At 67.1% G+C, this 22559-nt stretch carries 23 protein-coding genes; 16 read left to right on the top strand and 7 right to left on the bottom strand.

All coding sequences use genetic code 11. From position 1 onward, the window contains the following. Positions 1–114: 114 nt before the first annotated feature. The 6 genes from ACFWP0_RS17055 to ACFWP0_RS17080 all read left to right on the top strand — a co-directional run bounded on the left by ACFWP0_RS17055 (position 115) and on the right by ACFWP0_RS17080 (position 6552). Entirely contained in the window at positions 115–885 is a 771-nt protein-coding gene (locus tag ACFWP0_RS17055) for a spermidine synthase (RefSeq protein ID WP_377843945.1), read from the top strand. A 131-nt stretch (positions 886–1016) separates the two neighbouring features. Next, positions 1017–1769, top strand: coding sequence for a GntR family transcriptional regulator (locus ACFWP0_RS17060; RefSeq protein WP_377843946.1), 753 nt, complete (start codon positions 1017–1019; stop codon positions 1767–1769). Next, on the top strand, positions 1720–3036 hold the full coding sequence (locus ACFWP0_RS17065) for a malonyl-CoA decarboxylase domain-containing protein (RefSeq protein ID WP_377843948.1): 1317 nt from the start codon (positions 1720–1722) through the stop codon (positions 3034–3036). Before ACFWP0_RS17060 ends, ACFWP0_RS17065 begins: the two co-directional genes overlap by 50 nt. A gap of 48 nt (positions 3037–3084) precedes the next feature. Beyond that, complete coding sequence (locus ACFWP0_RS17070; RefSeq protein ID WP_377843949.1) at positions 3085–3876, top strand: enoyl-CoA hydratase/isomerase family protein; 792 nt, start codon at positions 3085–3087, stop codon at positions 3874–3876. A gap of 5 nt (positions 3877–3881) precedes the next feature. After that, complete coding sequence (locus ACFWP0_RS17075; protein ID WP_377843951.1) at positions 3882–5423, top strand: malonyl-CoA synthase; 1542 nt, start codon at positions 3882–3884, stop codon at positions 5421–5423. Positions 5424–5580: 157 nt separating this feature from the next. Continuing rightward, positions 5581–6552, top strand: coding sequence for a Bug family tripartite tricarboxylate transporter substrate binding protein (locus ACFWP0_RS17080; protein WP_377843952.1), 972 nt, complete (start codon positions 5581–5583; stop codon positions 6550–6552). A gap of 4 nt (positions 6553–6556) precedes the next feature. Here ACFWP0_RS17080 and ACFWP0_RS17085 read toward each other — a convergent pair whose 3' ends face one another. Beyond that, positions 6557–7513 (bottom strand): aldo/keto reductase, encoded by a 957-nt coding sequence (locus tag ACFWP0_RS17085; protein ID WP_377843954.1) that lies wholly within the window; start codon positions 7511–7513, stop codon positions 6557–6559. A 269-nt stretch (positions 7514–7782) separates the two neighbouring features. Between ACFWP0_RS17085 and ACFWP0_RS17090 the strand changes: the two genes are divergently transcribed. From ACFWP0_RS17090 to ACFWP0_RS17100, 3 genes are all read left to right on the top strand, one after another. Continuing rightward, the gene (locus tag ACFWP0_RS17090; RefSeq protein ID WP_377843955.1) at positions 7783–8754 is read left to right on the top strand and encodes an ABC transporter substrate-binding protein; all 972 of its coding nucleotides are present in this window, start codon (positions 7783–7785) and stop codon (positions 8752–8754) included. 392 nt (positions 8755–9146) lie between these two features. Beyond that, positions 9147–10037: an ABC transporter permease gene (locus ACFWP0_RS17095; RefSeq protein ID WP_377843957.1), complete on the top strand. Its 891-nt coding sequence runs from the start codon at positions 9147–9149 to the stop codon at positions 10035–10037. Position 10038: 1 nt separating this feature from the next. Next, positions 10039–10833, top strand: coding sequence for an ABC transporter ATP-binding protein (locus tag ACFWP0_RS17100; protein ID WP_377843959.1), 795 nt, complete (start codon positions 10039–10041; stop codon positions 10831–10833). 66 nt (positions 10834–10899) lie between these two features. Here the strand turns inward: ACFWP0_RS17100 and ACFWP0_RS17105 are convergent, their stop codons facing one another. Genes ACFWP0_RS17105 through ACFWP0_RS17125 form a run of 5 tightly spaced genes read right to left on the bottom strand, consistent with a single transcriptional unit; the run spans position 10900 to position 15278 of the window. Then, positions 10900–11568, bottom strand: a complete 669-nt coding sequence (locus ACFWP0_RS17105) for an aspartate/glutamate racemase family protein (RefSeq protein ID WP_377843960.1) — start codon at positions 11566–11568, stop codon at positions 10900–10902. Further along, entirely contained in the window at positions 11565–12350 is a 786-nt protein-coding gene (locus ACFWP0_RS17110) for an amino acid ABC transporter ATP-binding protein (protein ID WP_377843962.1), read from the bottom strand. The genes ACFWP0_RS17105 and ACFWP0_RS17110 overlap by 4 nt, the downstream gene beginning before the upstream one ends. Positions 12351–12352: 2 nt before the next feature. After that, positions 12353–13144, bottom strand: coding sequence for an amino acid ABC transporter permease (locus tag ACFWP0_RS17115; RefSeq protein WP_377843963.1), 792 nt, complete (start codon positions 13142–13144; stop codon positions 12353–12355). Positions 13145–13154: 10 nt separating this feature from the next. Continuing rightward, on the bottom strand, positions 13155–13991 hold the full coding sequence (locus ACFWP0_RS17120) for a transporter substrate-binding domain-containing protein (protein ID WP_377843965.1): 837 nt from the start codon (positions 13989–13991) through the stop codon (positions 13155–13157). A gap of 39 nt (positions 13992–14030) precedes the next feature. After that, complete coding sequence (locus ACFWP0_RS17125; protein WP_377843966.1) at positions 14031–15278, bottom strand: NAD(P)/FAD-dependent oxidoreductase; 1248 nt, start codon at positions 15276–15278, stop codon at positions 14031–14033. A 305-nt stretch (positions 15279–15583) separates the two neighbouring features. Here ACFWP0_RS17125 and modA point away from each other — a divergent pair, with 305 nt between their 5' ends. From modA to ACFWP0_RS17140, 3 genes are read left to right on the top strand one after another with little or no spacing between them, the layout of a single operon-like run. Beyond that, positions 15584–16342 carry a molybdate ABC transporter substrate-binding protein gene (gene modA, locus ACFWP0_RS17130; protein WP_377843968.1) on the top strand — a complete coding sequence of 253 codons (759 nt, stop codon included), beginning with the start codon at positions 15584–15586 and terminating at the stop codon, positions 16340–16342. Between the two features lie 24 nt (positions 16343–16366). Continuing rightward, the gene (modB, locus tag ACFWP0_RS17135; RefSeq protein ID WP_377843969.1) at positions 16367–17053 is read left to right on the top strand and encodes a molybdate ABC transporter permease subunit; all 687 of its coding nucleotides are present in this window, start codon (positions 16367–16369) and stop codon (positions 17051–17053) included. Beyond that, complete coding sequence (locus ACFWP0_RS17140; RefSeq protein WP_377843971.1) at positions 17050–17736, top strand: ATP-binding cassette domain-containing protein; 687 nt, start codon at positions 17050–17052, stop codon at positions 17734–17736. The genes modB and ACFWP0_RS17140 overlap by 4 nt, the downstream gene beginning before the upstream one ends. A 43-nt stretch (positions 17737–17779) precedes the next feature. On the opposite strand, the gene ACFWP0_RS17145 is transcribed toward ACFWP0_RS17140, so the two are convergent. Then, complete coding sequence (locus ACFWP0_RS17145; RefSeq protein ID WP_377843972.1) at positions 17780–18574, bottom strand: TOBE domain-containing protein; 795 nt, start codon at positions 18572–18574, stop codon at positions 17780–17782. Positions 18575–18738: 164 nt separating this feature from the next. On the opposite strand from ACFWP0_RS17145, the gene ACFWP0_RS17150 reads away from it, so the two are divergent. From ACFWP0_RS17150 to ACFWP0_RS17165, 4 genes are all read left to right on the top strand, one after another. Further along, positions 18739–19335 carry a DUF4136 domain-containing protein gene (locus ACFWP0_RS17150; RefSeq protein WP_377843974.1) on the top strand — a complete coding sequence of 199 codons (597 nt, stop codon included), beginning with the start codon at positions 18739–18741 and terminating at the stop codon, positions 19333–19335. A gap of 14 nt (positions 19336–19349) precedes the next feature. Then, positions 19350–20546, top strand: coding sequence for a patatin-like phospholipase family protein (locus ACFWP0_RS17155; protein ID WP_377843975.1), 1197 nt, complete (start codon positions 19350–19352; stop codon positions 20544–20546). A gap of 171 nt (positions 20547–20717) precedes the next feature. Further along, positions 20718–21041: a helix-turn-helix domain-containing protein gene (locus ACFWP0_RS17160; protein WP_377843977.1), complete on the top strand. Its 324-nt coding sequence runs from the start codon at positions 20718–20720 to the stop codon at positions 21039–21041. A 196-nt stretch (positions 21042–21237) separates the two neighbouring features. Then, positions 21238–22503: an efflux RND transporter periplasmic adaptor subunit gene (locus ACFWP0_RS17165; RefSeq protein WP_377843978.1), complete on the top strand. Its 1266-nt coding sequence runs from the start codon at positions 21238–21240 to the stop codon at positions 22501–22503. Positions 22504–22559 lie beyond the last annotated feature (56 nt).

A 22559-nucleotide genomic window follows, 5' to 3' on the forward strand; every position in this document is an offset into this window, starting at 1 on the left:
GGATCTGCCCCAGGTGTCAGACACCTCCGGGTGTCTGACACCCACAAGACGGCGCGCTTCCAGGTGTCAGACACCTGCGCTGACCTGCGCTGGCGTCCGACCTACAATCCCGCCATGCATAAATCGACCTTTCCCTCCGAACTCGACCAGCCCACGCTTTCCGAAGTGGACAACGTCCGCTACCTGCACTTCAACACCGAATGGGTCCAGGGCGCGATGAACATCAAGAGCCCGTCCGAATTGGTGCTGGAGTACACCGGCCAGATGATGGCGTGGTTGCTGTTCCTGGAACCGCCCAAGGAAGAGGCCATCGGCATGCTGGGGCTGGGCGCGGGGTCGCTCGCGCGCTTCTGCGTGAAGCACACGCGCAGTCCGCTGCTGGCCGTGGAATGGAATCCGCGCGTGACGGCCGCTTGCCACATGTTCTTCCGCCTGCCCGGATCCAACCGGCTTGAAGTCGAGCATGCGGATGCCGGCGCCTGGGTGGCCGACCCGCTCAATGCCGGACGCTGCCCGGTGCTGATGGTGGACCTGTACGACGCAGCCGCCGAGGGGCCGGTGCGCGACAGCGTGAAGTTCTACCGCGATTGCCGCCGGGTGCTGGGCGAGGTGGGCATCGTGGCCGTGAACCTGTTCGGCCGCCACGAGAGCTTCGGCAAGAACATCGACAACCTGTCCAAGGCGTTCGACGACCGCGTGGTGCTGCTGCCCGAGGTCGACGCGGGCAACCAGATCGTGCTGGCCTTTTCCGGCCCGCGCCTGGAGATCTCGCCGGCCGAACTGCTGGCGCGGGCGGAGGTGGTGGAGGCCAAATACGGCCTGCCGGCGCGCCGCTGGGCGCGCGCGCTGACCCGCCACGCGGTGGACGGCGTCCTGCATTTCTGAGGGCCGGGCAGTCCCGGCGGCATCCATTAGGGTAGGTACGGGGTAGGAAGGGGTTTACCTTCCTGCCGGGCCGGCCCTATCATGGGCTTATTCATAATTATGAATTACGGTGCATTCCCGGCCGTCAGCCCATGACCCACCCCATCGTCCGGCAAGCCCTGTACCTGGAAGTCGCGGATCGCCTGCGCGGCATGATCCATGCGCGTTCGCTGCGCAACGGCGAATGGATCGACGAACTGCGGCTGGCGGGGGAAATGGGCATTTCCCGCACTCCCTTGCGCGAGGCGCTGAAGGTGCTGGCCACGGAAGGCCTGGTGCGCCTGGAGCCCCGGCGGGGCTGCTTCGTCAACGAGCTGTCCGCCCAGGACCTGGAAGACATCTTCCCGCTGATGGCCATGCTGGAAGGGCGCTGCGCCTACGAGGCCGCCCGCAAGGCCAGCGACGAGCAGCTCGCCGCGCTGGAGCCGCTGCACGCGGCGCTGGTGGGCCATGCCAAGGCGGGCCGCATCGACGCCTACTACAAGACCAACTACCTGATCCACGAAGCCGTGCAGGCGCTGGCCGGCAACCAATGGCTGTCCGACATGGTGGGCAACCTGCGCAAGGTGCTCAGCCTGTCGCGGCACCGCAGCCTGTCGCGGCCCGGCCGCATCCACGAGTCCTGCACCGAGCACCTGGCCATCTTTGACGCCTTGAAGGCGCACGACCCCGAAGCCGCGCAGGCGCTTGCGCACACGCACCTGATGCGCCAGCTTGAAGCGCTGCGCGTACTGAGCAACGAAGACGCCGCCGACCCGGCGTTGTCCGACCCCATCGTCATCGAGGAGCCCGCCCATGTCCGCACCCGCCAATCTCGCGCCCGCGCGCGGCGCACGCACGCCTGAGCCCGATAACGAACTCGTCGACGCGGTCTCGGCGGCCGAGAGCGCCAGCCTCATCACGCGGTTGGGCCGGCTGTGGGAACGCGGGCGCCTGCCCAGCGAATCCGAAGTCCGGCGCCTGTTCGAAGCGCGCCTGACTGACGTGGCCGCCAACAAGCTGGCGCGCCGCTGGTGCGAGCAATACGCGTCGGCCGACGGCAAGGACCGCCGCCTGATGCTGGCGGCGCTGGCGCAGGTGCGCGCCACGTATGCGGGCGACGGCGGCGAAGGCGTGCGGCTCTTCAAGCGCTTCAATGCCCAGCCCCAGGGGCTGCGCTTCCTGGTGGACCTGCGCGCGGACATGCTGCGCTGGCGCAAGCAAGTGGCGGGCATCCAGGCGCTGGACAAGGAGCTGGAAGGCCTGCTGTCCGCGTGGTTCGACGTGGGCCTGCTGGAATTGCGTCCGCTGACCTGGGATTCGCCCGCCTCGCTGCTGGAAAAACTGATCCTCTACGAGGCCGTCCACGAGATCAAGTCCTGGGACGACCTGCGCCACCGCGTGGCGCCCGACCGCCGCTGCTATGCCTACTTCCACCCGCAGATGCCGGGCGTTCCGCTGATCTTCGTGGAAGTGGCGTTCGCCAGCCAGATGGCCGACAACGTGCAGGTGCTGCTGGACAGCACGCTGCCGCCGCAGGATCTGGACAAGGCGCGCTGGGCCATCTTCTATTCCATCTCGAACACCCAGCCGGGCCTCAAGGGCATCAGCTTCGGCAACTTCCTGCTCAAGCGCGTGGTCGAGCAACTGCTCGAAGAACTGCCCAAGCTGAAGTCCTTTGCCACCTTGTCGCCGATTCCGGGATTTGCCGATTGGCTGGGCAAGCTGGAGGCCGAAGCGGTCGAGAACATCGTGCGCGAGGACAAGGCCCGCGCCAAGGACCGCAAGCGCGAAGGCGTGCCGGACGGGCAGCGCTGGGTCGCGCGCCTGGCCAAGGCGGCGCAGGGCAAGACCTCGGACGTGGTCAAGCGCGCGGGCTTCCGGCTGGCCGCCAGCTATCTGCAATCCATGAAGAGCGGGCTGCCGGTGGATCCCGTGGCGCGGTTCCACCTGGGCAACGGCGCGCGCATCGAACGCCTGAACTGGGCGGCCGACACCTCGCCCAAGGGACTCAAGCAGTCTTGCGCCATGATGGTCAATTACCTCTACGACCTGGACGAGCTGGACGCCAACCTCATGCGCCTGGGCGAAGGCAGGCCCCAGGTCAGCCGGAGCGTGGGGCGCGTGGCCTGACCGCCGGAAACACGGCGGCGGACGATATCTACTAAAAGGGCAGGAGACATGACGGAGAACGTGGCAGGCCGCGTGCTGCTGGAACGCGAGGGGCATCTGGCCCGGGTGACGCTGTCGCACCCGGGGCGCCTGAATGCGATCACGGTGGGCATGTGGCGCGAATTGCAGGACGTGTTCACGCGCATCGCGCAAGACGATGCGGTGCGCTGCGTCATCGTGCGCGGCGAAGGCGGCAACTTTGCCGCGGGCGCGGACATCCGCGAGTTTCCCGCCGAGCGCGCCGACATGGCCGGCGTGCAGCGCTATCACCGCCAGGTGCTGGCGCCCGCCTTGCAGGCCGTGGCCCAGTGCCCGCAGCCCGTCGTGGCCCAGATCGAAGGCGTGTGCGTGGGCGGCGGACTGGAAATCGCCAGCCAATGCGACCTGCGCATCGCCGGGGCGTCGGCGCGCTTCGGCGTGCCGATCAACCGGCTGGGCTTTCCCATGGCGCCCGATGAAATGCGCGGCCTGCTGGCGCTGGCCGGCCGGGCCGCCACGCTGGCCATCCTGCTGGAAGGCCGGGTGTTCGGCGCCGACGAGGCCCGCGAACTGGGCCTGTTGACCCGGATCGTCGCGGACGACCAGGTGGCCGACGCGGCCCGGCGCAGCGCCGAGCGCATCGCCCAGGGCGCGCCCATGGCCGCCCGCATCAACAAGCGCTTGTCCGCAAGGCTCGCCACCGGCGTTGCCTTGACCGAGGACGAGTACCAGGATTATTTCTCCTATGCCGAGAGCCGGGACCACAAGGAAGGCGTGCGCGCTTTCCTGGCCGGCGCAGACCCTTCCTTTTCCGGAGACTAGACAAGGTGAGCAACGCCAATCTCTATGCTGTCCTGCAAGGCGGCTTTCCCAAGGACCGCAGCAAAGTCGCGCTGGAAACGCCCGACCTCGCATACACCTGGGACGACATCGACCGCGCCACCGCGTGCCTGGCCAACCTGCTGAGCTCCATGGGCCTGCCCGAGGGCGCCCGCGTGGCCGTGCAGGTGGAAAAGTCGCCAGAAGCCTTGCTGCTGTACCTGGCCACGTTGCGCGCCGGCCTGGTGTATCTGCCGCTGAACACCGCCTACCGGGAATCGGAAATCGAGTATTTCCTGGGCAACGCCGAACCGTCCGTGGTGGTCTGCTCCAGCAAGAACCTGGAATGGGTGCAACGCGCCGCCGCCCGCGCCGGCTGCCCGCATGTCCATACGCTGAACGAGGACCGCAGCGGCAGCCTGCTGGAAGCCGCCGGCAGCCTGCCGCAGACCTTCAAGACCGTCGACCGCAGCCCAGACGACCTGGCCGCGATCCTGTACACGTCGGGCACCACGGGCCGCAGCAAGGGCGCGATGCTCTCGCACGGCAACCTGGCGGCCAACGCGCGCGTGCTGCATGACTACTGGGGCTGGCGCCAGGACGACGTGCTGCTGCACATGCTGCCCATCTTCCACGTGCATGGCCTGTTCGTGGCGTCCCACGGCGCCTTGCTCGCCGGCGCCAGGATGATCTGGCTGCCCAAGCTGGACGCGGACCAGGCCTTGCGCTATCTGCCGCAAAGCACGGTGATGATGGGCGTGCCGACGTACTACGTGCGCCTGTTGGCCGACCCGCGCTTTAGCCGCGATGTCTGCGCCAAGATGCGCCTCTTCATCTCGGGCTCCGCGCCCTTGCTGGCCGAGACCTTCTCCGACTTCAAGGAACGCAGCGGCCACGCCATTCTTGAGCGCTACGGCATGAGCGAAACCGTCATGCTGACGTCCAACCCGTATGACCCCAAAGAGGGCGAGCGCCTGGCCGGCACCGTGGGCCGCGCCTTGCCCGGGGTGCAAGTCCGCGTGGTGGACGACGCCGGCATCGCGCTGGCGCCCGGCGAGATCGGCAACGTGCAGGTGCGCGGCCCCAATGTGTTCTCGGGCTACTGGCGCATGCCGGAAAAGACGCGCGAAGAGTTCACGGAAGACGGCTGGTTCAAGACCGGCGACGTGGGCCGCTGGGGCGGCGAGTCCGCCGGGCGCGACGTGCCCGCCGACTACCTGTCCATCGTGGGCCGCAGCAAGGACCTGATCATCTCCGGGGGCTTTAACGTGTACCCCAAGGAAATCGAAACGCTGATCGACGACATGCCCGGCGTGGCGGAATCGGCGGTCATCGGCGTGCCGCACGCGGACTTCGGCGAGGCCGTGGTGGCGGTGGTGGTGGCCAAGGACGGCGTGTCGCTGGACGCCTCGGCGATGCAGGCCGAGCTGAAATCGCGCATCGCCAACTTCAAGGTGCCCAAGCGCGTGCACATCATCGACCAGCTGCCGCGCAACACCATGGGCAAGGTGCAGAAGAACGTGCTGCGCGAAACCTACAAGGCGCTCTAGCCATCGGCCATGCCGGTCCCCGGGGACCGGCATTTTTCCAAGGAGACCATCCCCATCCAGTGCCGCGCAAGCCCCAGCAGCCGCATTCCATAAAAATTCAAGAGACGAGACGCCAAAAATCAGGCGCCGTCCCCCCGATGCAGCAAGAGGAGACAAAATGAAATATCGCACCACCGCCGCGGCCATGTTCGCCGTGGCAGCCCTGGGTTTCGGCGGCGTTGCCGCCGCGCAATGGCCCGAGCGGCCCATCACACTGATCGTTCCGTTCCCCGCTGGCGGCGGCACGGACACGTTCGCCCGTCCGCTGGCCGCGCAACTGACCTCGCAGCTCGGCCAGACGGTCGTCATCGACAACAAGGGTGGCGCGGGCGGCACCGTGGGCGCGGGCGTGGCGGCCAAGGCCAAGCCCGATGGCTACACCTTCTTCATGGGCGGCGCGCACCATGCGCTGGCGCCGTCGCTCTACAAGAGCCTGAGCTACAACATCCAGAAGGACTTCGTGCCCGTCGCCCTGGTGGCGCAGCCGCCGCAGGTCGTCGTGATCAACCCCGGCAGGCTGCCGGTCAAGACCCTGCAGGAGTTCATCGACTACGCCAAGAAGCGCCCGGGCGAAATCAACTTCGGCACGGCCGGCAAGGGCAGCACGCACCATCTGGCCGGCGAGCTCTTCGCCATGCAGACCGGCATCAAGCTGGTGGACGTGCCCTATCAGGGCGCGGGCCCGATGCTGTCGGCGCTGATCGGCGGACAGGTGGACCTGGCTTTCGACGGACTGGGTTCGTCGTCCGGGCACATCCGCGCCGGCGCGATCAAGCCGCTGGCGGTGGCGGCCCCCGAGCGCGCGCAATCGCTGCCCGATGTGCCCACGGCCGCCGAGGCCGGCGTGCCGAACTACAACGTGTCCACCTGGTACGCGATCTGGGCGCCGGCCGGAACGCCCAAGGAAGCGGTGGACAGGATGATCGCCGAAATCACCAAGGCCTTGAACACGCCGAAGCTCAAGGAAACCTGGGCCGGCAACGGCACGGCGGTGCCCACGCTGACGGGCGCCGACTTCGGCAAGTTCGTCGACAGCGAGGTCGAACGCTGGGCCAAGGTGGTCAAGGACTCCGGCGTCACGCTGGACTGACGCCTCAGCGCCACTCGCTGGCCCGGCTGAGCTTGGCCAGCTGGTCATGCGTCAGCGTCAGGCTGGCGGCCTTGACCAGCTCGTCCAGCTGGGCGAGCGAGGTGGCGCTGACGATGGGCGAGGTGATGCCCGGCTGCGCGATCTGCCAGGCCAGCGCGGCCTGCGCGGGCGTGCAGGCGGCGTCCTCGGACACTTCGTCCAGCGCCTTCAGGATGCGGTAGCCGCGGTCGTTCAGATAGGTGTCCACGATCTTCTTGCCGCGCGCGCTTTTTCCGGCGTCGCCGGGCCCGCGGTACTTGCCGCTGAGAAAGCCGCTGGCCAGCGCGTAGTAGTTGATCGTGCCCATCTGCTGGGTCTTCACCAGGCTTTGCAGCCCGGATTCGAAGGGTTCGCGGGTGTACAGGTTGTACTCGGGCTGGATGCTCTCGTAGCGCGGCAGGCTGTGCCGTTCGCTGGCGATCAGCGCTTCGGACAGGCGCACCGCCGTGTAGTTGGAGGCGCCGATGGCGCGCACCTTGCCGGCCTCGATGTGCTTGGCGTATTCGGCCAGCGTGTCGGTCAGGGGCGTGGCGGGATCGTCCTGGTGGGACTGGTACAGGTCCACGTGATCCGTCTGCAGGCGGGCCAGCGAGGCTTCCAGCGAGCGGCGGATATAGGCGGGGGCCAGCCCTTTTTCGCCGGGCCCCATTTCCATGCCGACCTTGGTCGCGATGAGCACGCGGTCGCGCTTGCCGGACCGCTTGAGCCATTTGCCGATCAGCGTTTCGGATTCCCCGCCCTGGTTGCCTGGAACCCAGCGGGAATACACGTCCGCCGTGTCGATGAAGTTCAGGCCCGCGTCGACCAGCGCGTCCAGCAGGGAGAACGTGCCGGCCTCGTCGACGGTCCAGCCGAAGACGTTGCCGCCGAAGGTGAGGGGGGGAATCTGCAGGCCGGAACGGCCCAATGCGCGTTTGATCATGGTGTGCCTCTGGACGCTGTGGATGGCTGCCAGGAGCGGGATCGACCGCGCGCGCCCGGCGGATTTCAGTATATTTACGCGGCGTGCCCCGGTGTGGGGCACGCTTGCCGCCCATGCACCATTTCAGGGATTCCCCCCAAGTTCTTTTGGGTGGCGGCAAGTTAGACTATACGGCTTTATGGCTAGTCCGGCGGACGGGAAATCCGCGGCGCGGCCATAATGACGAGCTAATTCAACAAGCAAATACCAAGGGTTCAAGGAGCTTACCTATGCTGATCGGAAAAAAACATTTTCTGACGGTTGGCGCCATGGCGCTGGCAATGGCTATCGCCGCGCCCGTGTCCGCGCAGCAGAAGTCGGTGGCGATCACCGCCATCGTCGAGCATCCGGCGCTGGACGCCGTGCGTGACGGGGTGCAGGACGCCCTCAAGCAAGCCGGCTACGAGCCGGGCAAGAACCTGAAGTGGCAGTATCAAAGCGCCCAGGGCAACAACGGCACCGCCGCCCAGATCGCCCGCAAGTTCGTTGGCGACAGGCCGGACGCCATCGTGGCGATCGCCACGCCGTCCGCCCAGGCCGTCGTGGCGGCCACCAAGGACGTGCCGGTGGTGTATTCCGCCGTGACCGACCCGGTCGCCGCCCAGCTGGTCGCCAGCATGGACGCCTCGGGCACCAACGTGACCGGCGTGTCGGACCTGCTGGCGCTGGACAAGCAGGTTGAGCTGATCAAGAAGATCGTCCCCAACGCCAAGCGCGTGGGCATGGTCTACAACCCGGGCGAGGCCAACTCGGTCGTGGTCGTGAAGAAGCTCCAGGAAATCCTGCCCAAGTCCGGCATGAGCCTGGTCGAAGCCGCCGCTCCGCGCTCGGTGGACGTGGCCTCCGCCGCCCGCAGCCTGATCGGCAAGGTCGACGTCATCTACACCAACACCGACAACAACGTCGTGTCGGCCTACGAATCGCTGGTGAAGGTCGGCAACGACGCCAAGATCCCGCTGATCGCGTCGGACACCGACAGCGTCAAGCGCGGGGGCATCGCCGCCCTGGGCATCAATTACCGCGACCTCGGCGTGCAGACGGGCAAGATGGTCGTGCGCATCCTGAAGGGCGAGAAGCCCGGCGCGATCCCCTCGGAAACGGTCTCCAAGCTGGAGCTCTACGTGAATCCGGGCGCGGCCGCCAAGCAAGGCGTCACGCTGTCCGATGCCGTGATCAAGTCGGCCGCCGTGGTCGTGAAATAATACGGCGCGCTATCTGCCCCGCCATGCCTATCCGGCGTGAGCGGGGTTTTTCATAAGTTCTTTCCCTGGTGTCTTGCCTTACCCGATGGTCTTCAGGGCGGCAGCGTTCATAAGATGCTCGCGGCCCGGCATACTCTGCTGGCGTTGAATGGCCGGCGGCCCGCCCCAGCGGCGTGGGTCCCGCCTGGCGTTTTTTGCTCCCTGGACAAGTCTGCGCATCGCGCCGGCGGCCATGCCGCCCGGTGCGGGAACGCTTTGGCAGGAAACGAGAGAAAATCACGAATTGGGAAACGTTTGTTGCGAAAGCTCGGGTAAAACTGACCCTCGAAAGCAAGAATTCGCACGTTTCAAGTCTTTAATATGCTCGTTTCTTACCTGATTGGATTTGACCCATGTCATTGTTCTCGTTGTTAGGCGCGTTGGAGATCGGCCTGATCTTCAGCCTGGTGGCCTTGGGCGTGTTTATCTCCTTTCGCCTGCTGCGCTTCCCGGACCTGACCGTTGACGGCAGCTTTCCGCTGGGCGGCGCGGTCTGTGCCACGCTGATCGCCTCGGGCACCGATCCGTTTTCCGCCACCATCATCGCTACCTTCGCCGGCGCGGCCGCGGGGCTGGTCACCGGCTGGCTGAACGTCAAGCTCAAGATCATGGATCTGCTGGCCAGCATCCTGATGATGATCGCGCTGTACTCGGTCAACCTGCGCATCATGGGCAAGCCCAACGTGCCGCTCATCACCGAGCCCACCGTCTTCACGATCCTGCAGCCGGGGTGGATTTCCGACTACGTCGCCCGTCCGCTCATCCTGATCGTCATCGTCATCCTGGCCAAGCTGGCGCTGGACTGGTTCTTCGCCACGCAGACCGGCCTGGCCGTGCGCGCCACCGGCTCGAACGGCCGCATGGCCCGCGCGCAGGGCGTCAACACCGGCCGCATGATCCTGGGCGGCATGGCGTTGTCGAACGCGCTGGTCGCGCTGGCGGGCGCCCTGTTCGCGCAGACGCAGGGCGGCTCGGACATCTCGATGGGCATCGGCACCATCGTGATCGGCCTGGCGGCCGTGATCGTCGGCGAAAGCATCCTGCCCTCGCGCAAGCTGGTGCTGGCGACGCTGGCCGTCATCATCGGCGCTATCGTCTACCGCTTCTTCATCGCATTGGCCCTCAATAGCGATTTCATCGGCCTGAAGGCGCAAGACCTGAACCTCGTCACCGCGGTGCTGGTCACGATCGCCCTGGTCATCCCCATGCTCAAGCGCCGCCTGGTCGGCAAGAAGGGGCGCTGATATGTTGTCCGCAAAAGACCTGAAAATTACGTTCAACGCGGGTACGCCCATCGAGACCCGCGCCTTGCGCGGCCTGTCGCTGGAGATTCCGTCGGGCCAGTTCGTGACTGTCATCGGCTCCAACGGCGCGGGCAAGTCCACGTTCCTCAACGCGGTCTCGGGGGACTTGCCGGTGGATTCCGGCACCATCGACATCAACGGCGTGGACGTGACCCGCCAGCCCGTGTGGGCGCGCGCCGGCCGCGTGGCCCGCGTGTTCCAGGACCCGATGGCCGGCACCTGCGAAGACCTGACCATCGAAGAGAACATGGCGCTGGCGCAGATGCGCGGCGCGCGGCGCGGCTACAGCCGCGCGGTCAAGGCGTCGATGAAGAACGGCTTTCGCGAGCGCCTCGCGACGCTGGGCCTGGGCCTGGAAAACCGGCTCGCCGACCGCATCGGCCTGTTGTCCGGCGGCCAGCGCCAGGCGGTCAGCCTGCTGATGGCGGCGCTGCAGCCCTCGCGCATCCTGCTGCTGGACGAGCACACCGCGGCGCTGGATCCGCGCACGGCGGACTTCGTGCTGAAGCTGACGGCGCGCATCGTGTCGGAAAGCCAGCTCACCACCATGATGGTTACGCACAGCATGCGCCAGGCGCTGGATGTCGGCGACCGCACGGTCATGCTGCACCAGGGCCAGGTGGTGCTGGACGTGTCCGGCGACGAGCGCCGCGGCATGGACGTGCCGGACCTGCTGGCCATGTTCGAGCGCGTGCGCGGCGAGAAGATCTCGGACGACGCCTTGCTGCTGGGCTGAGCGGCCCGTCCAGGAAAAAGCGCGCGATCCTTGCGGGTCGCGCGCTTTTTTCATGGCTGGCCGGGCTCAGGCGGGCAGGGCGCGCCAGGTCTTCAGGATCAGCGTCTCGATGTCGTGCACCGGCAGGCCGGTGGCTTGCGCCACGGCGTCGCGGTAGGGCGGCATGTTGGTGCATTCCAGCACAATGTTGCGCAGGCCGGGGGCCCGCTGCGCCAGGCGCCGGGCCGCGTCGACCACGTTGCGTTCCACCTGGGCCAGGTCCATCTCGGCGCTGTTCTCGAGGATGCGCGCGTGCATCTCGCAGCCTGGCGCGAGGCCCTCGACCACCGCGCCGGCGGGGACGCCCACTGCGTCCAGGATGGCGCGGGCCAGCGATTGCGCGTCGAAGGTCACGATGCCCACGCGATCCATGCCGCGGCATTGCAGCAGGCTGGACGTGACGACGGGCACCGGCACCGCGGCCTGCAGCACCGGCTGGTAGCTGGCCAGGAAGCCGCAGCTTGTCGAGATCAGCCGGGCGCCTTGCGCGGCCAGCGCGACGGCCTCGTCCACGAAGGGCTGCAGGAAGGCCGGGTCGGCCTCCTGCACGATCTTGCGCGGGGAAGCCCCCTGCACGGTGACGTAGCGCACGGGGATGCCGGCGCGCTCGAAGGTCTCGGCGTTGCCGATGTCGCCGGGCGGACGCGGAAAGCGGGTGTCCAGCATCAGCACCCCGAGGAATCCGGCGGCGCTCATGGCTGGACTTCCGGACCCGGAACACGGTTAAAGCGGGCCAGGAAGGCGCGCGTCGCCTCGTTTTGCGGATTGCCGATGACGATCTCCGGCGGGCCGGCCTCGGCCACCACGCCGTCGCGCATGAACACGACCTGGTCGGCCACTTCCTTGGCAAAGCCGATCTCGTGCGTGACGAGGATCATGGTCATGCCGTCGCGCGCCAGGCCCTTGATCACGTTCAGCACTTCGCCCACCAGCTCGGGGTCCAGGGCGGAGGTGGCCTCGTCGAACAGCATCACCGCGGGCTGCATCGCCAGCGCGCGGGCGATCGCCACGCGCTGCTTCTGGCCGCCCGACAGCTTGTCGGGAAAGTAGTCCGCCCGGTCCAGCAGGCCGACCTTGCCCAGCAATTCCCGCGCCAGTTCCTCGGCTTCCTTCCTGGGACGGCGCAGCACGGTGACCGGGCCTTCCATCACGTTCTGCAAGGCCGTCATGTGCGGGAACAGGTTGAAGTGCTGGAACACCATGCCGGCCGACGCGCGGAAGCTGGCCAGCTTGCGTTCGCTGGGCAGCCGCGTGTGCGCGCCCTGGAAAGTCAGCGACTGTTCGCCCACGGTGATCTGGCCGCCGTCGGGAATCGTCAGCAGGTTGATGCAGCGAAGCAGCGTGGACTTGCCCGAGCCGGACGGCCCGATCAGCGCCACGACCTGGCCGCGCTCGACCTGCAGGTTGATGTCCTTGAGCACTTCCTGGCTGGCAAAGGACTTGCGCAATCCCTGGATGCTGATGATGGGGTCGCTCATGTTCATGCCTCTTTGCTGATGCCGCCGAACTCGAGCTTCTTGGCCCACATCGTGAACGGAAGCAGGATCACGAAGTACGCGACGGCGATGAAGGTGTAGATCTCCAGCGGACGATAGGTATCGTGGGCGATGACCTGGCCCTGGTAGAGCAGGTCCGGCACGGCCAGCACCGACAGCAGCGAGGTGTTCTTCAGCTGCATGATGGACTGGTTCATCAGGGGCGGCACCATCTTCTTGAACGCCTGCGGCAGCACCACGCGGCGCAGCGCCTGCATGGGCGTCATGCCCAGGGCCTTGGCGGCCTCGGTCTGCCCGGCATCGGTGGAGATGATGCCGCCGCGGATGATCTCCGAATAGAAGGCGCCGCCATACAGCGCCAGGCACAGCGTGGCCGCCATCACCGGCGACATTTCTATGCCGGTGACGACGGGCAGGGCGTAGTAGAACCAGACCAGCTGCACCAGCACCGGCGTGCAGCGGAACACCTCGATGTAGGCCCGCAGCGGCGCGGTGATCAGCACGTTGCGCGACAGCCGCCCCAGGCCCGTCACCAGGCCGATCGCCAGGCCCAGGAACACGCAGAGGATGGTGAACAGGATCGTGTTCAGCACGCCGGTGGCGATGAGCTTGCGGTATTCCCACAGCACGCCGAAATCCCAGTCGTAGTCGACCGGGTTTCCGCCGATCAGGTCCCACTTCCTGGCGATGGCGAACAGCGCGACGGCGGCGGCCAGCGCGAACAGCCCCGTCGTCAGGCGGGAGCGCGGGGCCAGGGTTCCATTCTGGTCATTCATTGCTGCGGCCTTAGAACTTGATTTCGGGCGGGAATGCCTCGGGCGGCACGCCGGCCAGCTTCTGCATATTGCCCAGGATCACGCCGCGCACTTCGTCCTTGGCGCGGATGTCGGACAGCCAGGCGTTGACGGCTTTTTGCAGCGAGTCGTCGGCTTCCTTGCGCATGCCGATGCTGACCGGGGCGGTCTCGACCGGGCTGGGAATGCTCATGGCGCCGATGCCCGGGCGCTTTTCCAGCAGGGGCTTGGCCAGCAGCACCACCAGGATCTGGCAGTCGGCGCGGCCGGACGACAGGGCGAGCGTGGCGGCGCCCGAATTTTCCAGGCGGGTCACGCTGGCGTTCTGCAGAACGCGCGTCGCCAGCTGGTCATGGCTGGAGCCCACGTCCACCACCACGCGCGATGCCGGCGTGTTCAGCTCGGCCCACGACTTGCCGGAATTGCCCTTGCGGCACACGGTGGTGTAGGTGTTGTTGAACAGGGTGTCGGAGAAGTTCACGACTTCCTTGCGCGCCGGGGTGGGCGCCATGCCGAACATCAGGTCGATCTTGTTGGTCTGCACGTCCAGCACCGAGTTGCCCCAGGTGGTTTCCAGGTACTCGGTCTTCACGCCCAGGCGCGCGGCGAACATCTCGGCGAAGTCGGGGCCGAAGCCTTCCCACTTGCCCGTGTTCAGGTTCTTGTTGAAGTAGGGGATGGCGCCGGCGATGGCGCCGATGCGGATCGTCTTGGTGCGCATGATGCGCTCCATGGCGGTCTCGTTGGCGGATTGGGCCTGCGCCGCGCCGGCGAAGGCCAGGGTGGCCACGGCCAGGGCGGATGCCAGGAATTTGCGTTTTGTGTTCATGTCTACTCCTCAAGTGAATTCGGGTGGGGTCGCCGGGCGCTAGATGAAGCGGCCGGGGCGGAACGCCTGGTGGCGGGATTCGGCGCCGGGCTCCAGCATCAGCTCGGCCAGGATCTTCGCCGTTCCCGGCGCGGTGCTGAATCCGATGTGCTGGTGGCCCAGCGCCAGCCACAGGCCCGGATGGCGCGGCGCCTGGCCGATCATGGGGCGGCTGTCGGGCAGGGTCGGGCGGCGGCCCAGCCAGGCGGCCGGGTCCAGGCGCCGGCCCAGCGGGAAGGCTTCGCGGGCGCGAGCCTCCGCCAGGTCGAGCTGGTCCGGCCGGGCGGGCGCGTCGCAGGCGTCCAGCTCCACGCCGGTGGACAGGCGCAGGCCGCGCGCCATGGGCGACAGCACGTAGCCGCCGCCGGTGTCGTAGACGGGGCGGGTCACGCTGGCGCCGTTTACGCCGCTGTAGTGCATGTGATAGCCGCGCTCGAACGCCATGGGCAGATCGATGCCCGTCGTCTTCAGCAGGTTCTTGGACCAGGGGCCCAGCGCCACGACCAGGCGGTCCGCGCTCAGCGATTCGGATGCTTGCGAGCCCTGCACCGTCCAGCCTTGGCCGTCGCGGCGGATGCCGGTGGCCGCCAGGCGCCGGAACGCGCCGCCTTCGCGGCGGAACAGCTCGGCATAGGCCGCGACCACTTCATGCGGATCGTCGACGGAATACGAACCCTGGATCCACAGCGCCCGGTGAAAGAGCGGCGACAGGGCGGGCTCCAGTTCCGCCAGTTCGGTGGGATGCAGCGTCTGCGTGGGAACCTGATACCGCGCATAGGTGCGGCGCGACAGCTCGCCGCTGTTCCAGGCCTGTTCCGACCGGTACAGGAAGATCCAGCCGGTATCGCGCAGCCGGCGCCGCGCGCCGCAGGCGTCCAGCAGCTTCAGGTGTTCGGGGGCGGACAGCCGGATCAGGCCGTCCAGCGCCTGCGCGGTTTGCTGGAAGACGGAGGGCCGCGCGCTCAGCAGGAAACGCGTGGCCCAGCCCAGGTTCTTCGCCAGGTATCGCGGGCGGTAGCGGAACTGGACGGTGTCGTTCCTGAGCAGGCGGGGCAACTGGCCCCACAGGCCGGGATGGTTGAACGGCATCAGCGAGCTGCGGGCCAGGACGCCGGCATTGCCCATCGACGTTTCCATGCCCGGTTCCTGCTGGTCGACCAGGGTGACCGATAAGCCCCGGCGCAACAATTCGAGCGCGCAGCAGACTCCGACGATGCCCGCGCCCAGGACGATGACTTGCTTTCCCATGTGTGTTTTTTTTGTGTTCGGTAAGACAGCTGCCTTGCGGCAGGAGGCATTCCTGCAAGCGGCAAGGCAGATCGCTGCGCCCCGCGCGGCTGCGCGCCGGCGGGGACGCGGAATTGTATTGCAGGCGATGGCCGGCCAGTGGGAAATTGGCGCCACGTGCGCGCGCCGCCCGGACCGAAGCGGTTTTTGCCCGGGAATTTTCCTCCTTGATATTTCGCAAATCGCCGCCGGGCGCCAAATTGACTAGCGTTATATACCTCTATATATTTCGTTACTGATTCAGCGGTTTCCGCGAGGAGAAAAGCATGTTCCACAAACGCCCGATCATGGCGCTGTCCCTGGCGCTGGCCGCGGCATGGGGCGCCAACGCCCACGCCGGCGACCTGGTGGTGTCGGCCGCCGCCAGCCTGACCAACGCATTCAAGGAAGTGGCCCAGGGCTACGAGAAGGAGCACGCCGGCACCAAGGTGATCCTGAACTTCGGCGCCTCGGATGTGCTGCTGCAGCAGATCGTGAAGGGCGCGCCCGCCGACGTCTTCGCCTCGGCCGACCAGAAGGCCATGGACAAGGCGGTCGCGGAAAAGGCCGTCAGGCCCGCCTCGCGCGTGGACTTCGCCGCGAACCAGATCGTGCTGATCGTTCCGACGGACAGCAAGGCCAACATCGCCTCGCTGCAGGACCTGACGCGCGAGGACGTCAAGCGCATCGCCTATGGCAACCCGGCCTCGGTGCCGGTGGGCCGCTACACGCAGGGCGCCTTGGAGGCGGCCGGCCTGTGGGAAGCCGTGCAGGCCAAGAGCGTGCTGGCCCAGAACGTGCGCCAGAGCCTGGATTACGTGTCGCGCGGCGAAGTCGACGCGGGCTTTGTGTTCGCGACCGATGCGGCCATCATGCCCGGCAAGGTCAAGGTCGCCGTGCGCGTGCCGTCGCAGACGCCGGTGACCTATCCCATTGCCGTCACCACGCGCGAAGCCGCCGCCAAGGAAGCCGAGAGCTTCGTCGCCTATGTGCTGTCTCCCGCCGGTCAGGCGATACTGTCGCGCTACGGCTTTCAAAAGCCCTGACCTCCTGTTGAATCGTAGGCATTGATGAGTGATCCGGTGTGGGTGCCCCTGCTGCTTTCCTTGAAGGTGGCGGGCTGGGCGACGTTGCTGGCCGCCGTGGCGGGCACGGGGGCGGCCTATGGCTTGTCGCGCTGGCGCTGGCCGGGGCGCGACCTGCTGGACGCCATCCTGACCTTGCCGCTGGTGCTGCCGCCCACCGTGCTGGGCTATTACCTGCTGGTGCTGCTGGGCCGGCGCGGCATCATCGGCGAGACGCTGGCGGGCTGGGGCATTGAACTGGTCTTCACCTGGCAGGGCGCCGTGATCGCGGCGTCCGTCGTGGCGTTTCCGCTGGTGTTCAAGTCCGCGCGGGCCGCCTTCGAAAACGTGGACGGCCAGCTGGAAAGCGCGGCGCGCGTGCTGGGCGTGTGCGAGGCGGGGGTGTTCTTCCGCGTGACCTTGCCCTTGGCCGCCCGCGGCATCGCCGCCGGCGTGCTGCTGGCATTCGCCCGCGCGCTGGGCGAGTTCGGCGCCACGCTGATGATCGCGGGCAACCTGCCGGGCCGCACCCAGACCTTGTCCGTCGCCATCTACGAAGCCGTGCAGGCGGGCGACGATTCCACCGCCAACATGCTGGTGCTGGTCACCTCCGTGACCTGCATCGTGGTGCTGCTGGCGGCGGGCAAGCTCGTGCCGATCGGCGCGGGCCAGCGCAACGGAGGCGGCCGATGAGCGTCGCCATCCAGGCCGCCAAGCGCATGACGTCGGGCGACCGGAGCTTCGAGCTGGACGTCGCGTTCACCTCGTCGTCCAAGCGCATTGCCTTGTTCGGGCCCTCGGGCGCGGGCAAGAGTCTGACCTTGCGGGCGGTGGCCGGGCTGCTGCGTCCGGATGCCGGCCGCATCGAGATCAATGGCCGCGTGCTGTTCGACAGCCAGGCCGGCGTCTGCCTGCCCAGCCAGGCGCGGCGCGTGGCCTATCTGTTCCAGGACTACGCGCTGTTTCCGCACCTGACCGTGGCGCAGAACATCGCTTTCGGCCTGAGGCGCGGCTGGCTCAATCCGCCCCGGCGCGAAGTCGGGCCCGAGGCCCGGCGCTGGGTGGACGCGTTTGAACTGGGTTCCATCGTGGGCAGCTATCCCAACGAAATCTCGGGCGGGCAGAAGCAGCGCGTGGCGCTGGCCCGGGCCCTGATGCTGCAGCCCGACATCCTGTTGCTGGACGAGCCGTTCTCGGCGCTGGATTCGCACCTGCGCGGCAAGATGCGCCAGGAGCTGGATGCCTTGCAGCGGCGGCTGGATGTGCCGATGCTGCTGATCACGCATGATCCGGCCGATGTCGATGTCCTGGCCGACGAGGTCTTTGAAGTGCGCGAGGGCAGGGTGCGCCGCCGCGACGAGGACGTGGGCCTCTGAAGGCCGCCGGCCGACGCGCGTGGCGCGGGGCCGGCGCAGCCGGTCAGTCCAGCACGCCCAGGATCACGCTGGATGCCTTGAAGATGGCCACGGCGTCGGCGCCCACGCCCAGGTTCAGGTCGGCCGCGCTTTCGTTCGTGACGATGGCCGCCAGCGTGGCGCCGCCTTCCATCTGGATCAGGATTTCGCTGTTGACGGCGCCCGGGCGCACGTCGCTGACCTTGCCCTGCAGCTGATTGCGTGCCGACAGGCGCAGGCCGGGGCCCGGCGCGCCGACGATGACGGACGACGCCTTCACCAGCGCGATGGCTTCCTTGCCCGGCTGCAGGCCCAGCTCTTTCGTGCTTTCCCGCGTGATGGTGGCCGTGACGGTGTGCCCGCCGGCGATGCGCAGCAGGATTTCGTCGTTGACCGCGCCGGTGCGGATCTCGATGACGGTGCCCAGGAATTTATTGCGTGCGCTGGTCTTCAACATGAAACGCCTCATCAGGTCGATGTCGCCGCTGGCGTCAAGGCCGGCGCGCGTCAGGTTGTCCATGAACTTGCGGTGCTCGGCTTCAAGCGCCCGGAACGTGGCGATCAGCCGGCGCGCCCGGTCGGTCAGCTGCGTGCCGCCGCCGCCCTTGCCGCCTGCCGCCCGCAGCACCAGCGGTTCGCCCGCCAGATTGTTCATCGCGTCGATCGCGTCCCAGGCGCCCTTGTAGCTCATGCCCACGGCGCGCGCGGCCGCCGTGATCGAGCCGGTGGCGTCGATCTGCGCGAGCAGGTCTATGCGGTTCTTCCCGCCCCAGGTCTGGGCGCCGGAGCGAAACCATATCGAGCCGTCGAGTTCCAGCATGGGGTTGGGGTCCGTCTTCAGGATTAAGGGATCAGGGTGGAGTGTAATGGAGCCGGCGACGGCCGGGCCGCGGGTGCATTTTGCGGGATGCGAATGAGATTCTGTTGAAACTTTAAGGGCTTCGCGGCACTATGTTCACGCCTTGGGCTCACGGAGATACGGACATGAAAGCGTTGAAATGGCTGGCGGCGGGTTCCATGACGGGGTTGTTGGCGGCGTGCGCGACAGGCCCCTCGGTAAAAAGCGATTACGACCACCAGGCCGATTTCGCGCAGTACCGGACCTTTGGCTACATGACTCCCCTGGGCACCGACAAGGCCGGGTACAGCACCTTGCTGACCGAACGGCTCAAGGACGCGACCCGCGGCCAGATGGAAATGCGCGGCTATGCGTACAGCGCGTCCAATCCCGACTTGCTGGTCAACTTCAGCGCCAAGCTTCAGCAAAAAACCCAGGTCACCCCGGCGCCGGCGCCGATGGGGCCGTACTATGGCTACCGCACGGGGTTCTACGGCGGCTGGCCCGGCTACGGCTGGGGCGACGACGTCTATCAGTACACCGAGGGCACCCTCAACATCGACCTGGTGGACGCGCGCCGCCGGCAGCTGGTGTGGGAAGGCGTCGCCGTCGGAGAAGTCCAGAATCCCCAGGCCGCCGGCTCGCCCCAGAACGTGGACAAGGCCGTCGCGGAGATCTTTGCCAAGTATCCGTTCCGGGCCGGCGTGGCCGCGCCGCAGTTGCCGGACAAGAGCAAACCCTAGCCAGAGGTAGCTGAATGAGCACTCGCCGCAAGGCCCTGACCGAAGACACCGGCGATACGCCGCCCTATGACACCGTCGCCCTTGTGCTGCAGGGCGGCGGAGCGCTGGGTTCTTATCAGGCGGGGGTGTACCAGGGCTTGCACGAGGCCGGCATCCGGCCCAACTGGATATCGGGCATTTCCATCGGTTCCATCAATGCGGCCATCATCGCGGGTTCCCGCGAGGACGAGCGCGTGGACCGGCTGCGCGGCTTCTGGGAAAGCATCTGCCGCCCGTCCGGCTTTGCCTCGGTGCCCTGGGGCGCGACGCTGGCCGGGCTGTTCGAAGGCATTCCCTTCGGCTTCGGCTCGCCCGCCATGAACGGGCAGGTCTCGGCGCTGCAGGCCTTGTTCTCCGGCCAGCCGGGCTTCTTCAAACCGCGCTTTCCGCCGCCCTACATGGTCCAGGGGCGCGGCGCGGCGTCCACCAGCTTCTACGACACCACGCCGCTTGCCGCGACCTTGCGGCAGTTCGTGGATTTCGACGTGCTCAACAGCGGAGCGGTGCGGGCCAGCTTTGGCGTGGTGAACGTGCGCACGGGCAACTTCGCCTACTTCGACAGCCTGAAGGACAAGCTCGGGCCGGAACACATCATGGCCTCTGGCGCCTTGCCGCCCGGGTTCCCGTCGGTGGAGATCGACGGCGAGCACTATTGGGACGGCGGCGTCGTGTCCAACACCCCGCTTGCGCAGGTGCTGACCACCGACAACATGCGCGACACGCTGGCCTTCCAGGTGGACCTGTGGCCCGCCCGCGGCGGCCTGCCCACCTCGCTGGAGGAAGTGGCCGAACGCCAGAAGGACATCCAGTATTCCAGCCGGACCCGCCTGGTCACGGACCAGTTGCGGCGCGTGCTGAAGCTGCGCCACGGCCTGCAGCGCCTGCTAGAGCGGCTGCCCGAAGCCGAGCGCAACGCGCCCGAGCTCGAGGACATCCGCAAGCTGTCCCACACCCCGGCCACCAATATCGTCAACCTCATCTACGAATCCAAGCACCTGGAGCGCTATTCCAAGGACTACGAGTTCGGCACCGAAGCCATGCGGGAGCACTGGGAATCGGGGCTGGCGGACATCCGCCGCACCCTGGCCAAGCCGGGCATCCTGGCGCGGCCCACGCAGGACAGCTGCTTCGTCACGCACGACATCCACCGCAACGGCGCCAAGCACTCCTAGCAAGGCGGCGAGCGCCCTTGTTGCGCGGCAGCCGTCGGATTAGTCCGATAGGTGCCCCGCAACACGCCCAGGGCCGCGCCGCGGCGGTAGTCTTTCGGGACAAACCGCAACCTTGTTCCGGGGCCGGCCCCAAGCCTGGCAGCCGCAGGCCGCCCCGGTGGAGAACCGCCAATGAACGCTCTTCATCCTCCGGTCGACGGCTGGTGGACGCTGCTCTACCGCGGCTGGACCCTGCAGATGCCCAGCGGCGTGCGCGTCGATCTCACCGAGATCGAGCGCGCCTGCTTTCTTTGCCTGCTGAGCAATCCGCGCCGCGAACTGCTGCGCGATGAACTCATGGCCGCGCGGCGCAGGACAAGCATGCGCACCTTGAACGTCGCGATCTGCAGGCTGCGCGGCAAGATCCGCAAGGCGGGCGCCCGCCTGCCGCTGCATACCGTGCACGGCGTGGGTTATGCGTTCCTCGGCAATCTCAGGGAGCTTTCCAGCGCCTGACTCTGTTACGGAATTACTCCCCCGGGCTACCGCGAAAACGCTTTTAAGTACGTGATTTCCCCAATATCTGAGTTACATTACTGGGCTATTCACGTGTCGTTGGTGACGCATGGTGTTATTTTGACCGCGATCCTGTTACGCGGTTGAATGTTGCGGTTACATGACGCGGTTCACTACGCTACGCGCGGGGGTTTCAATGCGGTTTTCGCCTAAACGTATTTCGGGTCTTGCAGTTTCCGGTGGCGTTCTCGCGCTGATATTGGCGGGCTGCGGTGAAAAGCCGCACATGAACCCAGGCATGCCGCAGGTCAGCGTCATCACCGTGCAACCGCAGCGCACCCCCATTGTTTCCGAGCTGCCCGGCCGCGTGGACGCCGTGCGAGACGCCCAGATCCGCTCGCGGGTCACCGGCATCGTCCAGCGCATCACCTTCGAGCAGGGCGGCGACGTCAAGGAAAACCAGCTGCTGTTCAAGATCGATCCGGCGCCCTACAAGGCCGCCTACGATCAGGCCACGGCGCAGCTCAAGCAGGCGCAGGCCAATCTGTTCAGCGCCAAGCTGCTGGCCGACCGCTACGCGCCGCTGGTCAAGGCCAACGCCGTCAGCAAGCAGGAATACGACAACGCCGTGGCGTCGTACCGCCAGGCCGATGCCGCCGTGGCCGCCGCGAAGGCCGCCCAGGACAACGCCGCCATCAACCTTGGCTTCACCGACGTCACCTCGCCCATCACCGGGCGCATCGGCAAGCCGCTGGTCACCGAGGGCGCGCTGGTCGAGTCCACCTCCGCCACGCAGATGGCCACCGTGCAGCAGCTGGACCCCATCTACGTCGACTTCACCCAGTCCACCGCGGACCTGGCCGCGCTGCGGCGCGCCTTCGCCAGCGGCAGGCTGCAGCAGGTGGGCAAGGACGCCGCGCGCGCCACCGTGGTGCTTGAAGACGGTTCGGAATACGAGCATCCCGGCAAGCTGCTGTTCACCGGCATCACCGTGGATCCGTCCACGGGGCAGGTGAACCTGCGCGCCGAGGTGCCCAACCCCGACGGCATCCTGTTGCCCGGCATGTATGTGCGGGTCCGCCTGGAGCAGGGCGTGGACGACAAGGCCCTGGTGGTGCCGCAGCAGGCGCTGCAGCGCACGGCCGACGGCTCGCAAAGCCTGATGCTGGTGAAGGACAACAAGATCGAGCAGTTGCCCGTCACCACTGGCGGCGCCATCAAGAACAATTGGCTGATCACCAGCGGCTTGAAGGCTGGCGATGTCGTCGTGGTGGAAGGATTCCAGAAGATCCGTCCGGGCGCGCCGGTGCAGGTCAGCGAATGGAACAAGAACGGCGCACCCGCCCAAGGCGCCCAGCCCGCGGCGCAACCCGGCGCCAAGCCCGCCGAAACCGCCCCGCAGCCCGGCGCCAAGCCGGCCGAGCCTGCCCAGCAGGACAAGGCCGCAGGCCAGAAATCGTAAGCGGCACGCGGCGCAGCAAGCGCCGCGTTCCTCTTTGGTGAGCATCGCTTTCAGAG

This window comes from Achromobacter sp. NPDC058515 (genome assembly GCF_042721735.1).
Taxonomy (GTDB): Bacteria; Pseudomonadota; Gammaproteobacteria; order Burkholderiales; family Burkholderiaceae_B; genus Achromobacter.

Excerpts from the sequence above, each read along its gene's own strand:
- ACFWP0_RS17055 (WP_377843945.1), top strand. The coding sequence starts at position 115 with ATGCATAAATCGACCTTTCCCTCCGAACTCGACCAGCCCACGCTTTCC.
- ACFWP0_RS17060 (WP_377843946.1), top strand. The coding sequence starts at position 1,017 with ATGACCCACCCCATCGTCCGGCAAGCCCTGTACCTGGAAGTCGCGGAT.
- ACFWP0_RS17065 (WP_377843948.1), top strand. The coding sequence starts at position 1,720 with ATGTCCGCACCCGCCAATCTCGCGCCCGCGCGCGGCGCACGCACGCCT.
- ACFWP0_RS17070 (WP_377843949.1), top strand. The coding sequence starts at position 3,085 with ATGACGGAGAACGTGGCAGGCCGCGTGCTGCTGGAACGCGAGGGGCAT.
- ACFWP0_RS17080 (WP_377843952.1), top strand. The coding sequence starts at position 5,581 with ATGAAATATCGCACCACCGCCGCGGCCATGTTCGCCGTGGCAGCCCTG.
- ACFWP0_RS17085 (WP_377843954.1), bottom strand. The coding sequence starts at position 7,513 with ATGATCAAACGCGCATTGGGCCGTTCCGGCCTGCAGATTCCCCCCCTC.
- ACFWP0_RS17090 (WP_377843955.1), top strand. The coding sequence starts at position 7,783 with ATGCTGATCGGAAAAAAACATTTTCTGACGGTTGGCGCCATGGCGCTG.
- ACFWP0_RS17095 (WP_377843957.1), top strand. The coding sequence starts at position 9,147 with ATGTCATTGTTCTCGTTGTTAGGCGCGTTGGAGATCGGCCTGATCTTC.
- ACFWP0_RS17100 (WP_377843959.1), top strand. The coding sequence starts at position 10,039 with ATGTTGTCCGCAAAAGACCTGAAAATTACGTTCAACGCGGGTACGCCC.
- ACFWP0_RS17105 (WP_377843960.1), bottom strand. The coding sequence starts at position 11,568 with ATGAGCGCCGCCGGATTCCTCGGGGTGCTGATGCTGGACACCCGCTTT.
- ACFWP0_RS17110 (WP_377843962.1), bottom strand. The coding sequence starts at position 12,350 with ATGAGCGACCCCATCATCAGCATCCAGGGATTGCGCAAGTCCTTTGCC.
- ACFWP0_RS17115 (WP_377843963.1), bottom strand. The coding sequence starts at position 13,144 with ATGAATGACCAGAATGGAACCCTGGCCCCGCGCTCCCGCCTGACGACG.
- ACFWP0_RS17120 (WP_377843965.1), bottom strand. The coding sequence starts at position 13,991 with ATGAACACAAAACGCAAATTCCTGGCATCCGCCCTGGCCGTGGCCACC.
- ACFWP0_RS17125 (WP_377843966.1), bottom strand. The coding sequence starts at position 15,278 with ATGGGAAAGCAAGTCATCGTCCTGGGCGCGGGCATCGTCGGAGTCTGC.
- modA (WP_377843968.1), top strand. The coding sequence starts at position 15,584 with ATGTTCCACAAACGCCCGATCATGGCGCTGTCCCTGGCGCTGGCCGCG.
- modB (WP_377843969.1), top strand. The coding sequence starts at position 16,367 with ATGAGTGATCCGGTGTGGGTGCCCCTGCTGCTTTCCTTGAAGGTGGCG.
- ACFWP0_RS17140 (WP_377843971.1), top strand. The coding sequence starts at position 17,050 with ATGAGCGTCGCCATCCAGGCCGCCAAGCGCATGACGTCGGGCGACCGG.
- ACFWP0_RS17145 (WP_377843972.1), bottom strand. The coding sequence starts at position 18,574 with ATGCTGGAACTCGACGGCTCGATATGGTTTCGCTCCGGCGCCCAGACC.
- ACFWP0_RS17150 (WP_377843974.1), top strand. The coding sequence starts at position 18,739 with ATGAAAGCGTTGAAATGGCTGGCGGCGGGTTCCATGACGGGGTTGTTG.
- ACFWP0_RS17155 (WP_377843975.1), top strand. The coding sequence starts at position 19,350 with ATGAGCACTCGCCGCAAGGCCCTGACCGAAGACACCGGCGATACGCCG.
- ACFWP0_RS17160 (WP_377843977.1), top strand. The coding sequence starts at position 20,718 with ATGAACGCTCTTCATCCTCCGGTCGACGGCTGGTGGACGCTGCTCTAC.
- ACFWP0_RS17165 (WP_377843978.1), top strand. The coding sequence starts at position 21,238 with ATGCGGTTTTCGCCTAAACGTATTTCGGGTCTTGCAGTTTCCGGTGGC.